This is a genomic window from Nocardia sp. NPDC051756, from assembly GCF_040681495.1.
Classification (GTDB): Bacteria; Actinomycetota; Actinomycetes; order Mycobacteriales; family Mycobacteriaceae; genus Nocardia.
On sequence record NZ_JBFAYV010000005.1, the window covers coordinates 260,889 to 273,506 of the forward strand.

Annotated in this window: 13 protein-coding genes; 8 read left to right on the forward strand and 5 right to left on the reverse strand. The window is 66.3% G+C overall.

The window, feature by feature from the left end; all coding sequences use genetic code 11:
* Positions 1 to 20: 20 nt before the first annotated feature.
* Positions 21 to 902 carry an arginase family protein gene (locus AB0M22_RS23175; protein WP_364730411.1) on the reverse strand — a complete coding sequence of 294 codons (882 nt, stop codon included), beginning with the start codon at positions 900 to 902 and terminating at the stop codon, positions 21 to 23.
* A 257-nt stretch (positions 903 to 1,159) separates the two neighbouring features.
* Here AB0M22_RS23175 and AB0M22_RS23180 point away from each other — a divergent pair, with 257 nt between their 5' ends.
* From AB0M22_RS23180 to AB0M22_RS23195, 4 genes are read left to right on the forward strand one after another with little or no spacing between them, the layout of a single operon-like run.
* Positions 1,160 to 2,470, forward strand: a complete 1,311-nt coding sequence (locus AB0M22_RS23180) for an extracellular solute-binding protein (protein ID WP_364730414.1) — start codon at positions 1,160 to 1,162, stop codon at positions 2,468 to 2,470.
* Between the two features lie 6 nt (positions 2,471 to 2,476).
* Entirely contained in the window at positions 2,477 to 3,436 is a 960-nt protein-coding gene (locus tag AB0M22_RS23185) for a sugar ABC transporter permease (RefSeq protein WP_364730417.1), read from the forward strand.
* Positions 3,427 to 4,296 (forward strand): carbohydrate ABC transporter permease, encoded by an 870-nt coding sequence (locus AB0M22_RS23190; RefSeq protein WP_364730420.1) that lies wholly within the window; start codon positions 3,427 to 3,429, stop codon positions 4,294 to 4,296. Before AB0M22_RS23185 ends, AB0M22_RS23190 begins: the two co-directional genes overlap by 10 nt.
* A 1-nt stretch (position 4,297) precedes the next feature.
* Positions 4,298 to 5,719: a beta-N-acetylhexosaminidase gene (locus AB0M22_RS23195; protein WP_364730423.1), complete on the forward strand. Its 1,422-nt coding sequence runs from the start codon at positions 4,298 to 4,300 to the stop codon at positions 5,717 to 5,719.
* A gap of 165 nt (positions 5,720 to 5,884) precedes the next feature.
* Here AB0M22_RS23195 and AB0M22_RS23200 read toward each other — a convergent pair whose 3' ends face one another.
* Positions 5,885 to 6,562: a DUF4360 domain-containing protein gene (locus tag AB0M22_RS23200; RefSeq protein ID WP_364730426.1), complete on the reverse strand. Its 678-nt coding sequence runs from the start codon at positions 6,560 to 6,562 to the stop codon at positions 5,885 to 5,887.
* A gap of 173 nt (positions 6,563 to 6,735) precedes the next feature.
* Positions 6,736 to 7,617 (reverse strand): phosphotransferase, encoded by an 882-nt coding sequence (locus tag AB0M22_RS23205; RefSeq protein WP_364730429.1) that lies wholly within the window; start codon positions 7,615 to 7,617, stop codon positions 6,736 to 6,738.
* Positions 7,618 to 7,686: 69 nt separating this feature from the next.
* On the opposite strand from AB0M22_RS23205, the gene AB0M22_RS23210 reads away from it, so the two are divergent.
* Both AB0M22_RS23210 and AB0M22_RS23215 read left to right on the forward strand, forming a co-directional pair.
* Positions 7,687 to 7,974, forward strand: a complete 288-nt coding sequence (locus tag AB0M22_RS23210) for a hypothetical protein (protein ID WP_364730432.1) — start codon at positions 7,687 to 7,689, stop codon at positions 7,972 to 7,974.
* Positions 7,974 to 8,306, forward strand: a complete 333-nt coding sequence (locus AB0M22_RS23215) for a hypothetical protein (RefSeq protein WP_364730435.1) — start codon at positions 7,974 to 7,976, stop codon at positions 8,304 to 8,306. The genes AB0M22_RS23210 and AB0M22_RS23215 overlap by 1 nt, the downstream gene beginning before the upstream one ends.
* Positions 8,307 to 8,457: 151 nt before the next feature.
* Here the strand turns inward: AB0M22_RS23215 and AB0M22_RS23220 are convergent, their stop codons facing one another.
* Positions 8,458 to 9,237, reverse strand: coding sequence for a class I SAM-dependent methyltransferase (locus AB0M22_RS23220; RefSeq protein ID WP_364730438.1), 780 nt, complete (start codon positions 9,235 to 9,237; stop codon positions 8,458 to 8,460).
* A 437-nt stretch (positions 9,238 to 9,674) separates the two neighbouring features.
* On the opposite strand from AB0M22_RS23220, the gene AB0M22_RS23225 reads away from it, so the two are divergent.
* The gene (locus tag AB0M22_RS23225; RefSeq protein ID WP_364730441.1) at positions 9,675 to 10,700 is read left to right on the forward strand and encodes an alpha/beta fold hydrolase; all 1,026 of its coding nucleotides are present in this window, start codon (positions 9,675 to 9,677) and stop codon (positions 10,698 to 10,700) included.
* Here the strand turns inward: AB0M22_RS23225 and AB0M22_RS23230 are convergent, their stop codons facing one another.
* Positions 10,701 to 11,435 carry an alpha/beta hydrolase gene (locus AB0M22_RS23230; RefSeq protein WP_364730444.1) on the reverse strand — a complete coding sequence of 245 codons (735 nt, stop codon included), beginning with the start codon at positions 11,433 to 11,435 and terminating at the stop codon, positions 10,701 to 10,703.
* A gap of 184 nt (positions 11,436 to 11,619) precedes the next feature.
* On the opposite strand from AB0M22_RS23230, the gene AB0M22_RS23235 reads away from it, so the two are divergent.
* Complete coding sequence (locus AB0M22_RS23235) at positions 11,620 to 12,549, forward strand: NAD-dependent epimerase/dehydratase family protein (protein ID WP_364730447.1); 930 nt, start codon at positions 11,620 to 11,622, stop codon at positions 12,547 to 12,549.
* Positions 12,550 to 12,618: the final 69 nt, after the last annotated feature.

Below are 12,618 nucleotides of genomic sequence, written 5' to 3' on the forward strand. Positions count from 1 at the left end.
CCGTTACCGAAATCCGCGAATCAGGCCATCTTCGGGGCCAGTGCATCCGCCAGATAGTCGATGATCCGCCGGGCATACCGGCCGTCGGCATCGAGATCAGGGTTGTAGATCGTCAAAGTCATTCCGACACAACCAGGTTGGAGGGCAGCGGCGGTGATCGCGTCGAGATCCGGCCAATCCAGCCCACCCGGTTGCGGGTAGTCGACAGCAGGTAGCGCATCGGTCGACAGCACATCCAGATCGACATGCAACCACCAGGAGAAGCCGCGGCGGCGAAACCGGCCGACGGCGATCTCGGTGGGAACGGCGGCCTTCCCCCGCAACTCGCGATCGGTCAGCAACGCGATGGTCGACCCGAGCGATTCGACACCGGCCGCCCGCAACTCGGATGCGTCCCGAGGCCCAAGGGCCACAACCCGCGTCGGATCGAGAACGGGCAACCGGTCAGCCAACTCGGTCGGCAAGCCCTCAGCACCGGCCAGCGCCAGACCGAGTTCGCAATCGGCCGCTTCGCCGGTGGTACTGCGATCCGGCGGCCACGCATCCTCGTGCCCATCCACGAAAACCAACGCGACATCACCGAGCGCATCTTGCGCGCCACGCAGGGCGCCGAGCAGCGCCGAGCAGTCTCCACCCAACACCAGCGGAAACTCCCCCGCCGCGATACTCGCGACCACCGCCGCGCAAACGGAAACCGTTGCGGCAGTGAGCGACTGCTGCGCCATGAGCCCACTCGCCGGGTCACGCGAAGCCACCGGCGACCCGACATCGACGTCCCCGACATCGCGCACGTCAGCAATCCGCCCGCGTAACACGTTGACCAGCCCGGCCGCTCGCAACCGCGCAGGCGCGTTACCCACTCCGCCGGCGACTCCAGCGGAGTTGAACGGTGCACCGATCACGGTCAGCAGCGTCCGGCCTCCTACTCGTGCGCGGCGCGGACGGCCGAACCGACGTCTCCCCCGTTCCGACGATAACCCCAAGCGCGCATACCAGACGAGAACTTTCGCCGACCCGCCATGCCCGGCCTACGCCCGCTGCGACGCGCATCACATCTGCCTATTGAATGTGACCCCCGCTTGGTGCTAAACATTGTGGCACGCAACGCAATACACGTTGCACTATATGCAACGTGCGATTGAATGGATCGAAAATCTTGATGCTGCACCGTGAATTCCGGCCAGGCGGGGCCGTACGACGCGCACTCACAGTCGGGGCCGCACTGTTCCTGCTCGCCGGCTGCGCGCCGGTCCAATCCGGTCCGGCCGGCACGGGCGGCGACGAGAAGACCGGCACCGTCCGCGTCTGGCTGTTCGACGAGGCGAACCGCGCACCGAAGGAAGCGGTGATCAACGAGGCGATCGCCGAGTTCGAGGCGACCAGGCCGAACGTCGAGGTCGACGTGCAGTGGGTGCCGGTCGCCGCACGCGCGGAGAAGTTCGCCGGCGCGTTCAACGATCCGGCCAGCGCCCCCGACCTCGCCGAGTTCGGCAACACCGACCTCGCCGGTTACGCCGTCACCGGCGCCTTCGCCGACCTCGGCGCCGATCTCGCGGCCTGGCCGGAGGGCAAAGACCTCGACCCGTCGGTGCTGGAAACGGCGAAATCCGGCGGCAAGGTCTACGGGTTGCCCTGGTACACCGGTATCCGCGCGCTGTACTACCGCACCGACGTGTTCACCGAACTCGGCCTCCGCCCGCCGGCCACGCTCGCCGAGGTCACCGAGACCGCGCGCCGCATCCGCGCGAAAAAGCCCGACCTGTACGGAATCTCGGTCGGCGGCAAGTACACCTACGCGATGCTGCCGTACCTGTGGGCGCACGGCGGCGAGCTCGCCGAGAACGACGGCACCATGTGGAACGCCACGGTCAACTCGGACAAGGCGAAGGCGGGGATCACCCGCTACGCGGAGCTGATCCACGACGACATTTGCCCGCCCGCGCAGTGCGCCGACTTCACCGGCACCCAGAGCGTGCAGGCCTTCGCCGGCGGCAAGGCGGCGATGACGATCGGCGGCGACTTCAGCCGTAAGGCGATGGATCAGGGTGCGTCCAAGGACAAGTACGCGGTGATCCCGCTGCCCGGCACCGAAACCGGTTCGGTCGCACCGGCTTTCGCGGGCGGCAACCTACTCGGCGTGTTCCGCGCGAGCATGCGGCGCGGCCTGGCCGTCGACTTCGTCGAATTGCTCGGCAGCGCAAAGTATCAGGAGAAGATGTACGCGGCGATGGGCAACCTGCCGACCCTGTCCGGGGTGCAGCGCAAGCTCGCCACGAACGATCCCTTCCTGGCTCCGTTCGTCGAATCGCTCAGGGCCGGTACGAAGTTCGTGCCGAGCACCCCGGCCTGGTCGAAGATCGACAGCCAGAACCTGCTGCCGACCGCGGTGCAGCAGATCGCCACCGGCGCGAAGGAACCGTCGGCAGCGTTGAACGCGGCGGCCGCCGCGATGAACAAGGCATTCAGGTAGGCGCACATGGCAATTCAGGAATTGACCGTCCCGACCCCGGCCCCGCGCACGCCGCCGAAACCGCGTCGCATCAGCCGGGACACCGTCGCCGCATGGCTCTATCTCGCCCCGGCGGGGATCCTGCTGGCCGCCGTCCTGATCTATCCGATCTATCAGATCGTGCTGATCTCGTTCTTCGACTACGGCCAGGCACAGGCCACCGGCGCGGCGCCGCTGGAGTTCATCGGTCTGGGCAACTACCGGGAACTGCTCTCGGACAGCCAGTTCTGGATCGTGCTGGCCAACACCTTCGTGTTCGGCGGGGTCTGCGTGATCGGCGGGCTGGTGGTCGGCACCGCGCTGGCCGTCCTGGCGACGCGGGTCCGCGCGGTACCCCGGATGCTGCTGTTCCTCGCCGCGCTCGGCGCGTGGGCGACGCCCGCCATGGCCGGGTCCTACGTCTGGCTGTTCCTGTTCGACGCCGACTTCGGCATCGTCAACGAGGCGCTGTCCGGTCTCGGGTTCGGTTCGATGGACGGGCACTCGTGGACCTTCGGCACCCTCAGCGCGTTCGGATTGGTTGCCGCCGAGGTGATCTGGTGCTCGTTCCCGTTCGTCATGGTGACCATGTACGCGGGCATCAAGGCAATCCCGGAGGAGGTGCTGGAGGCCGCGGCCCTCGACGGGGCGTCGACCTGGCGATCGGCCCGCTCGGTGATCCTGCCGATGCTGCGGCCGCTGCTGCTGATCGCGACCATCCAGTCGATCATCTGGGACTTCAAGGTATTCACCCAGATCTACGTCATGACCAATGGCGGCGGGGTCGCCGGGCGCAACCTGGTGCTCAACGTCTACGCCTACCAAAAGGCTTTCGCCGGGCAGGAATACGGGCTCGGCTCAGCGATCGGAGTCCTGATGACGCTGTTGCTGTTGTCGATCACCGGCCTCTACGTCCGGTCCCAGCGCAGGAGCACGCCATGGCAGTGAAACCCTTGCTTCGCGCACCGCGCAAGCCCGGCCGCCTGGTCGCCGAGGTGATTACCGTGGTGATCGCCGGATTCGTCGCCTTCCCGCTGTACTGGATGGTGCTCTCGGCGATCAAGCCGCCGGGTGAGATCCAGTCGGCCGATCCGAGACCGTGGACGCTGGCGCCCAGCCTGGACAGTTTCACCCGGGTGCTGTCGATGAACGGCTTCGGGCGGTTCTTCCTCAACAGCTTGCTGATCGCCGTTGTGGTGGTGCTGTTTTCGCTGCTGCTGTCGTTCCTGTCCGCGGTGGCGCTGACCCGCTTCCGGTTCCGTGGCCGGACCGTGCTGCTGGTGATGATCCTGGTGGCGCAGATGGTTCCGGTGGAGGCGCTGACGATTCCGCTGTTCTTCCTGATGCGCTCGATCGGCGGCACCGTTCCGGCGTTGGGGCTCAACGAACTCGGCTCGATCATGCTGGTGGATCTGGTGTTCAGCCTGCCGCTGTCGATCTGGTTGCTGCGCGGGTTCGTCGCGGCGGTGCCGATCGAGCTGGAGGAGGCGGCGAAACTCGATGGGGCGAGCCGGCTTCGGTTCGCCTGGCAGATCCTGCTTCCGCTGGTGGCGCCCGGGCTGGTGTCGGTCAGTGTGCTGTCGTTCATCCACGCGTGGAACGACTTCCTGTTCGCCAAGACGTTCATCATCTCCAAGACCGAGAATCAGACCCTGCCGCAGGCGATCCTGGTGTTCTTCAAGCCGGAGGACACCGATTGGGGCGCGGTGATGGCGGCCTCGACCCTGATGACCATTCCGGCGCTCGTGCTGTTCGTGCTCGTGCAACGCAAACTCGTCTCCGGCCTCGGCGGGGCGGTGAAAGGCTGACATGCCCGGCTTCGATACCCTGCTCCCCCGGCCGGTTTCGGTGACGCCGGCACCCGGCGTATGTGCCTGGCCCACCGAACTCGACGTGCACCTCGACCCGGATCTGCCGCCCGAAGGGTACCGGCTGGAGATCACGCCGAGCGGGATCACGCTCACCGCAGCGGATCAGGCCGGGCAGACGCACGCGCAGCAGACGTTGCGCCAGCTTGCCGGTCCGAATGCGTTCCGCGCGGCCACCATCGACACCGACCCGGTGGTCGTGCCGTGCGGTGTGGTCGAGGACCATCCCCGATACCGTTGGCGCGGTTGCCTGCTCGACGTCGCCCGGAACTTCCGCACCAAGGCGGAGGTGCTGCGGTTCATCGATCTGCTGTCGGCGCACAAACTCAACGTGCTGCACCTGCATCTCACCGACGACCAGGGCTGGCGCATCGAAGTACCGGGCTTCCCGAAACTCACCGAAATCGCCTCGTGGCGAACCGGATCGATGGTCGGCAGGCACGACGGCCCCGAACGCGACGGCCGCCCACACGGCGGCTTCTACACCACCGACGACCTGCGGGAGATCGTCGCGTACGCGGCCGACCGGTCCATCACCGTGGTGCCGGAGATCGACGTCCCCGGCCATGCGCGCGCCGCCATCACCGCCTACCCCGAACTCGGTCCCGATACCGAAACCCCTTGGGAGGTATGGACTTCCTGGGGCATCAGCACCTCACTGCTGGACCCCACCCCCAGCACCCTCGACTTCTTCCGCCGCGTCTTCGACCATGTGCTGACCATCTTCCCGTCGGAGGTCATCGGCATCGGCGGCGACGAAGTCCCCGGTGCGACAGCGGAACACGGCCGCCTCGTCGCCGACCTCGCCGCGTACCTGGCCACTCGGGGCCGCCGAGCCTTCGGCTGGGACGAGGTGCTCGACGCAGGCCCGCTACCGCCCATGGTGATCGGTGCCTGGCGCGACGCGACGGCCGCCACCCGAGCGGCGACCGCGGGCCACGACGTCGTCCTGTGCCCGGAAGACCACTTCTACCTGGACCACCGCCAGTCCGATCACCCCGAGGAACCGATCCCGGTCGGTTACCTGCGCACCCTCGAAGACGTGTACCGCTACGAGCCCACGCTCGACGACCCACGAGTCATCGGCCTGCAAGCCCAGCTGTGGAGTGAACACCTGGACACGGTGCGCCGAGTCGACTACGCCGCATTCCCCCGCCTGTGCGCCATCGCCGAGCTCGCCTGGAGCCCCGCCGCCCGTGACTACTCCGAGTTCCTGTCCCGCCTCCGCGACCACCACCTCCCCCGCCTGGCCGCCCTCGGCGTCGAATACCGCCCGCTCGACGGCCCGCACCCCTGGCAAACCCGCCCCGACGTCCCCCCAACCGCGCACCGCCCCAACCAACTACCCGTGCCGTCGGCCTGATCGACCGTCGGCCGGCATACACGGGCGTCCATTCACGCCACTCGAATGGACGGCGAAGACCGCTATCCGGAGATATCTCTGCGGATAGCGGTCGAATTCGCGCCGGAGCGGTGATCGCCCACCCGATCACCGTGCCGAATCAGGAATTACGCTGCTCGACGTAATTCACTGCGGGCACTTCTTCCACGCGAAGTGATAGGTGGTGTTGATGCTTCCGTCCGTGGAATCCATCGTGATGAAGCTGGTGGTCTTTTTCGGGTCAGAGGTGCCGGCGTCGACACGCAATTGGGTATTGATATTGAAATTGCGGAACTCGCCACACGGCTGGTAAACGATCGCCCCGACCTCGGTGGAGTCGGTGTACTGCCAGTCGTCACCGAACGGGCCCTTGAGGGTGTGATCGACGAAGTCGGTCGGCGAATTGCCCTGGAAGTAGTAGCGGGCCCGCTCCAGCGCGGTCGCGCCCTTCGCCAGCGAGGCGAAGCCACGGTAGTCGGCCTGCGCGATGCCGTAGGTGAAGCCCTGCGGGACATGCACTTTCAGGTTGAGCTGGCAGTTCATCCGGAATTCGGTCGGACCGGCTCCGATACCCACCTTGGCGGTGTACTGGCTGTAGGTGACCGTGAAGGCCTCATTGTCGGGCGAGACCGCGACGGCCGCGGTTCCGGCCGGGCAGCCGGTGCCATTTACGGTCGCGACATCGATAACAATCTTGTCGGGCGGAGTGGGCATGTCGCGATCGGTGGTCGGCATTCCAGACGCCGGCGAGCCGGCCATCGGAATAGCAAGCGCGAATAGTGCAGCGCCGAGCGTGACTGATTTCTTGTACATGAGGTGCCTCACAAAGGGCGGGGATCGGATAGGTCTCACTGTAAGACGTCTATACCCGCCCGAAGCTCCCCAATGGAAGTGGGGAAAATCCGGAAACTCTTACCGCCCCTACATAATTGGTGGTCGGTTCTCCGGATGCGGCGATAACCGTTGAATGTTGCAGTTTTACCTGCTCTAAGGGGCGTTCAAGGCCGGAGTAGGTGAAAAGCGTCCATCCGCTGCCGGTGATACTCCAGATCGTCCTCGTCGTGCTGGACGCCGCGGCCGACCGCGATGCCGAAATACACTGCCTCCCTGCGCAATCGGTGCCGCATCAACTGCGCGAGAGCAATGTCGTCGAGCTGCCCGGCGGTGCCGCCCGCGGCGTGATAGTCGTCGACGAATTGCCGCGCTCCGGTCAAATCGCGCCCGAGGACGTCGGCGAATTCCAAAGCGGCGGAGGCCAGTTCGACCTCCGGCGGGGCGATCAGCGCCTCATCCCAGTCGAGCACGGCGGTCACATGTCCGTCGCGGGCCAGCAGATTGCCCTCGTAGTAGTCGCCGTGCAGCGGTTGCGCGCGGGCGGACTTGCTGAACTCGCCCAGCCAATGATCCAGATCGGGATCGGGTAATTCAGCAGACGGTGACCCATCGAGCCCGACCTCCAGAAACGACCGTTTGGGCCGAGGCAACGGCCGGTAGTCCGCCAGCGCCCGATGCACCCGCGCCAGCAGCCCGGCCGCTTCGGTGACCTGCACCGGATCCTCGCTACTCGCCCACTGCCCCTCGATCAGCGGCCATACGGTGATCGGCCGGCCCGCCACCACCTCGACCGTCGACCCATCCGCACGCGGCAGCGGCGCCACCGCCTCCGGCACCGTGCGGGCGGCGGCAACCGCAATCCCGTTGCACCACTCCACTTCCGCCGGATCACGATCCACCGCGCCGATCCGCACCACCACCTCGCCGACCCGATACGCCGCGGATTCCTCACCGCCGTACAGGCGCACCCCGTCGCCCTTGTATCCCCACTCGGCCGCGACAGCGGCCCGAATATCCTCGGTCAGCGGAACGTCGACATAGATCACGCATCCACTTCTACCAGCGTCCCCGCAAGTCGGCCCGCCTATAGCCACCAGGCGTAATACGCGCGTATTATGCGAGGTGTGGGTTTCGAGTGGCCTGATTGGGCGTTGGACATGCTCATCGGGATCTCTCCGAACGAGGTGATGCAGGTGCTGACCAAGCAGCGACGGTGGCCACGGCGCGGACGCGGCACGGCCGGCATGGAGATGCTGACGATCTGGGGCCGCACGGCCGCGGGTCGCCCGCTGATCGTCGGCCTGCGCCAGGCCGAGGCCTGGCAATGGCAGATCGTCGCCGCCCGACCGATGAGCCCGGAGCAGCTGACCGAGTTCGAAAAGTGGGAACAGGAGAACCAGTGATGGGCGACAACACATTCCCCACCACCCCGCAGGGTGTGGACGAGTTGATGGACAGCCTCGTCTTCGACGACGCACCGGTACGCGACACCGACGTACCGCCCCCGATGGCGCCCGGCGAAGACATCATGGTGGTCCGATCGCTGCGCATTCCCCTCGACATGGACCAATCCATCAAGGCCGAGGCCCAGGCCCGCGGCATCACCATGAGCGAACTCATCCGCGACTGGCTCGCCGTAGAACTCGCCGCCCTCGCCGACGACCAACCCATCTCCCGCGCGGATGCCTTACGCGCCCTGGCCGGAGTACGCCCGATCCACCATCGCGCCAGCTGACCCCCGCCTCGCAGCCCACGTCAAGTCAGTTGGCTGCCCTCGGTACTCGACCTGTGCGGAGCCGGCCGTGGTCGAGGCGAGCAGAGTCTTGCCCTGCCTCATCGTGGTGGCTCGCGACGCCGCGCGCCCAGGCGAACGCCGTCGACGTGGTTCACAGTCGACGCACGCGCAGCACGCAGGTCAGCATCGGAAGGGTGAACTCGCCGTGGGTGGTCTCCGGTCGGCCGGCGAGGAAATCGCGAATTCTGCCCAGGGTGGCCTGCTGCTGCTGTTCCGGCATGACCAACATCCCCGCACGCGTCGCCAGTGTCGCTACGAGTGAGTCGGCGGTACGAATCTGACCGTGGGCGAACTCGGCTTGCTCCGGTGAGCCGAATCGTGCGGCCGCGCCGGATTTCGGCAGATGCATCTCGGCTGTCTCGGCTCGCCAACTCACCGGCGTATCCCGCGGGCCGATCGCCGCGCTCCCGCTGACCTGCGCGAGCCCCGCAACCCAGTCGACCCCGTCGTCCATGACGTTCCACAGACCAGCGAGAACGCCGGCCGGCGCGAGAACTCTGGCAATCTCCGGTCCCGCGACATCCATGTCGAACCAGTGCATGGCATTCCCCGCCAATACGGCATCGACAGAAGCGTCCGGCAGCGGAATCGACTCGGCGCTCCCCGACAGGGCACGAACACCAGGCAGTGCATGACGCAACTCGGCCAGCATCGCCGAATCCGGCTCAACCGCAACAACTTCGGCACCCAACCCGAGCAGCGTGGCAGTCAGCTTCCCCGTTCCGGCCCCGAGGTCGAGCACCCGCACCCCCGGCGCACCGTCGAGCGCCCACCGCACCGCGGCCTGCGCATAGTCCGGCCGATGCTCGGCATACGCCGCCGCCGCAGTTCCGAACGAAGAGGCAAGAACTGACTGTTCATCCTGGCGCACACAAACACCCTACGTACCTCCACGCGCCGCACCCCCGCAATCACGAACCCGAGCAAGATCCGCACCTGAACTCGGGATCTGCACTCACTCTAGGGCCCTATTCCGAGTGCGGATCCCGAGAGGGAGTGCGGATCTTCGGCGAATCCAGGCCTGGGGCGGAACGCGCAACAACGGGCGTTCGACAGTGTTGAACTGGTGAAACGTTGTGTGAACTGTGGGTGAGTAGCCGCCTGGTCAGCGGTGGCAATCCGCACGCCGACCGGCCGTGGACTTTCGGCACCGCCCCCACGCATCCCAGCGTGAAAGTAGTCACGGCTATTTTCCAGCGAATTACCTCTAATCTTCCCTCAACTGGTCGTACGACCAGTTTCTGTTTCACCCAAGCAGTCACCTTCCACACACCTGTGCACAGCACCCCTCTTGCTAGGAACCAGCAAATGAGAAGCATCCTCCGTTCGTCGCGCACGGTCGCGGCGATCATGGCAGCCGCGATTGTCGGATTAGGGCTCAACGCCGCGGTGGCCGTTGGGGATCCGGGCCCGGAGACGCACTCCGCCGACACCGTCGGATACGGCCCGGTACTGACCGACGAGGCCGCGGCCTTCGCCTACGGCCTGGTCAACCCGGACGTCGCACCGCAGGGGTCCAACGACTGGGCCTGCAAGCCCGACGACGCGCACCCGCGCCCGGTCGTCCTGGTGCACGGGACCTGGGCCAGCGCGTTCGGCGCCTACTCCTACATGTCCCCGCAACTCGCCAAGGCCGGCTACTGCGTCTTCACCTTCAACTACGGCCGAGCCAACGTCGCGGGCGCGGGGCTCAACCAGCCGACGATCGGCGCCACCGGCTACATCGAGGACTCCGCGAAACAACTCGCCGCTTTCGTCGATCGGGTCCGCGCGGCCACCGGCGCCGGCCAGGTCGACATGATCGGCCACTCCCAGGGCGGCGTAGTGGCACGCCAGTACCTGAAATTCGACGGCGGCGCGAACGCCGACGACCCCGCGGTCAACAAGGTGAACAAGCTCATCACCTTCGGCGCCACCAACCACGGCACCACGCTCAGCGGTCTGGGCAGCCTCCTCGGCGTCTTCAAAAACACCATGGGACTTGACCTTTCGACCCCGACCGAGGCGCTCATCGGCCACGCGGGCATCCAGCAACTCATCGGCTCGCCGGTGCTCACCAAGCTCAACGAGGGCGGCGACACGATGCCCGGCATCGACTACACCATCGTCGCCGACCGCTACGACGAGGTCTCCAGCCCGTTCACCCGCACCTACCTCGCGGCGGGCCCGGGCGCGACGGTCGACGATGTCCTCCTGCAAGACGGCTGCGTCCAGGACATCTCCGACCACAACTCGATGCTCTACTCCCCCCGCGCGGTCTCCCTCGCCCTGCGCGCACTCAACCCGGCCACCCATCCCGCGCCGGTCTGCGCGATGAACCCGTGGCTGCTCTGATCAGAGCCAGCTCCGGATCTCGTCGGTCAGCGGAATCGGGGCGTCGTAGTGCATCAGATGCCCCGATTCACCGATCAACCGGAACGTCGCGCCGGGAATGAGTTCGGCGAGTTTGCGGCCTTGGGCAGCGGGGATCCACGTGTCCTCGCTGCCCCACAGCACCCGAACCGGAATATCGATCCCGCCGAGTAGCTGCTCGTTCTCGATCAGGAAAGTCTCGTCGTAGTGCGCGATTTGGCGATAGAAGGCCGGCTGGCCCTCGTCTCCGGTCCACGGAGCGACCAACGCATCGAGGTCGTCATCACGCAGCCCCCGATGACTCGCCCCCTGGATGTAAGCCCGCACGATCGCCGCGTGAATGTAGGCGGGAAGCTGCCCGAGCAGATCCGGATGCTCCTTGACGAACCGGAAGAACGGCGACCCACTCGGCGGAATCGCGACGACATCGATCAGCATCAACGACCGATACGGCACACCCTCCATCAGATGCGCACGCAACGACACCGCACCACCGAAGTCATGCGCGATAACGTGCGGACGATCCAGCTGCCAATGTTCGAGCAACGCCGCGAACGCCGAAGCCTGACTCCCGAAGTCGACCGCATCCTCGGACCGTTTCGACGACTGCCCATACCCGGGCATATCCCAGACATGAACGGTGAAATCGCGACTCAACGCCTCCGCGAACGGTTGCCACAGCACCGACGAGAACGGCGTCCCATGGCAAAGCACCACGGCAGGCCCCTGCCCGACTCTCCCCCACGCGATTCGCCGACCCCGCCACTCGAAACATTCCGAAAGGTCCATACACCAGCGCTACCCGCATCGCGTCCGCGAAAAACCCGGAGCACGTCCCACTAGAGTGGCACTGCACGGACCGTGGCGGCCTTACGGTGCGGCCGAATCCGGAGGGGTCCCGATGAATGTGCTGGTACTGGGCGGATACGGAGCCGTCGGCGGACACGTTGTCCTGCTGCTCCGAGCGAACGGAATAGCCGCACTAGCCGCCGGACGTGACCCGGTCCGAGCCGACGTGACCCTCGATCTCTCCGACCTCGACAGCTTCACCGCAGCATTGAATGACGTTGCCGCAGTGGTCAATTGCGCAGGCACCGAGAATATCCGACTAGCCGAAGCATCCGCCGCCCGCGGAATACCGTTCCTCGATATCTCCGCCACCAGCGAATACGTCCAGAACTTGGAGGAAATCGCCGGCCCGGCCGTCCTCGGCGTCGGCTTGGCCCCCGGCCTGACCACCCTGCTCGCCGTAGACGTCCTGTCCACCCACCCAGGCCCCCTCGACATCGTGATCGGCCTCGGCTCCGGCGAACGCCACGGCGCCGCCGCCACCGCATGGACCTACGGCCTACTGGGACAACACTTTCCAGACCCCGACGGCTCCTCCGTCCGAAACTTCACCAGGCCACAACGATTCGAAACCCCGAAAGAATCCGGCTATAAACCGGCTCCCGCCCTCCGCACCGATTTCGCCGACCAACACCGCCTCACTCGCGAATTCGGCGTCCCGGTCCGTACCTACCTGCGCATGGACACCCGCCTCGCCACCACCGGCCTCGGCCTCCTCACCAGAGCCCCCGCCCTGCAAGCGCTCGCACCGAAACACATGCCGGGCAGCGACAAATGGATGGTGCTCGCCCGCTCATCGAACGGCTCGTCCCGCTGGGCAGCCGGCCGCGGTCAGTCCGTGGCAACGGCCGTCGTCACCGCCGCGGCCGTCCGAGCCGCCGTCGACCGCAACCTCACCGTCCCCACTTGGATCCACGAGATCCTCAGAATTGATGACCTGACCGATACCTTGCGCGCCAACGCGATCACTCTCGGACGCTGAGCGGCCGGGCTCGAATCCACGCCCCGCCCCCGATCATCGTCGGCCACAACGACAAAAGCACTGCTCAGC

Bases quoted from the DNA above. Each gene is read 5' to 3' on its own strand.
- AB0M22_RS23180 (WP_364730414.1), top strand. From the start codon at position 1,160: ATGCTGCACCGTGAATTCCGGCCAGGCGGGGCCGTACGACGCGCACTC.
- AB0M22_RS23185 (WP_364730417.1), top strand. From the start codon at position 2,477: ATGGCAATTCAGGAATTGACCGTCCCGACCCCGGCCCCGCGCACGCCG.
- AB0M22_RS23190 (WP_364730420.1), top strand. From the start codon at position 3,427: ATGGCAGTGAAACCCTTGCTTCGCGCACCGCGCAAGCCCGGCCGCCTG.
- AB0M22_RS23195 (WP_364730423.1), top strand. From the start codon at position 4,298: ATGCCCGGCTTCGATACCCTGCTCCCCCGGCCGGTTTCGGTGACGCCG.
- AB0M22_RS23210 (WP_364730432.1), top strand. From the start codon at position 7,687: ATGCGAGGTGTGGGTTTCGAGTGGCCTGATTGGGCGTTGGACATGCTC.
- AB0M22_RS23215 (WP_364730435.1), top strand. From the start codon at position 7,974: ATGGGCGACAACACATTCCCCACCACCCCGCAGGGTGTGGACGAGTTG.
- AB0M22_RS23225 (WP_364730441.1), top strand. From the start codon at position 9,675: ATGAGAAGCATCCTCCGTTCGTCGCGCACGGTCGCGGCGATCATGGCA.
- AB0M22_RS23235 (WP_364730447.1), top strand. From the start codon at position 11,620: ATGAATGTGCTGGTACTGGGCGGATACGGAGCCGTCGGCGGACACGTT.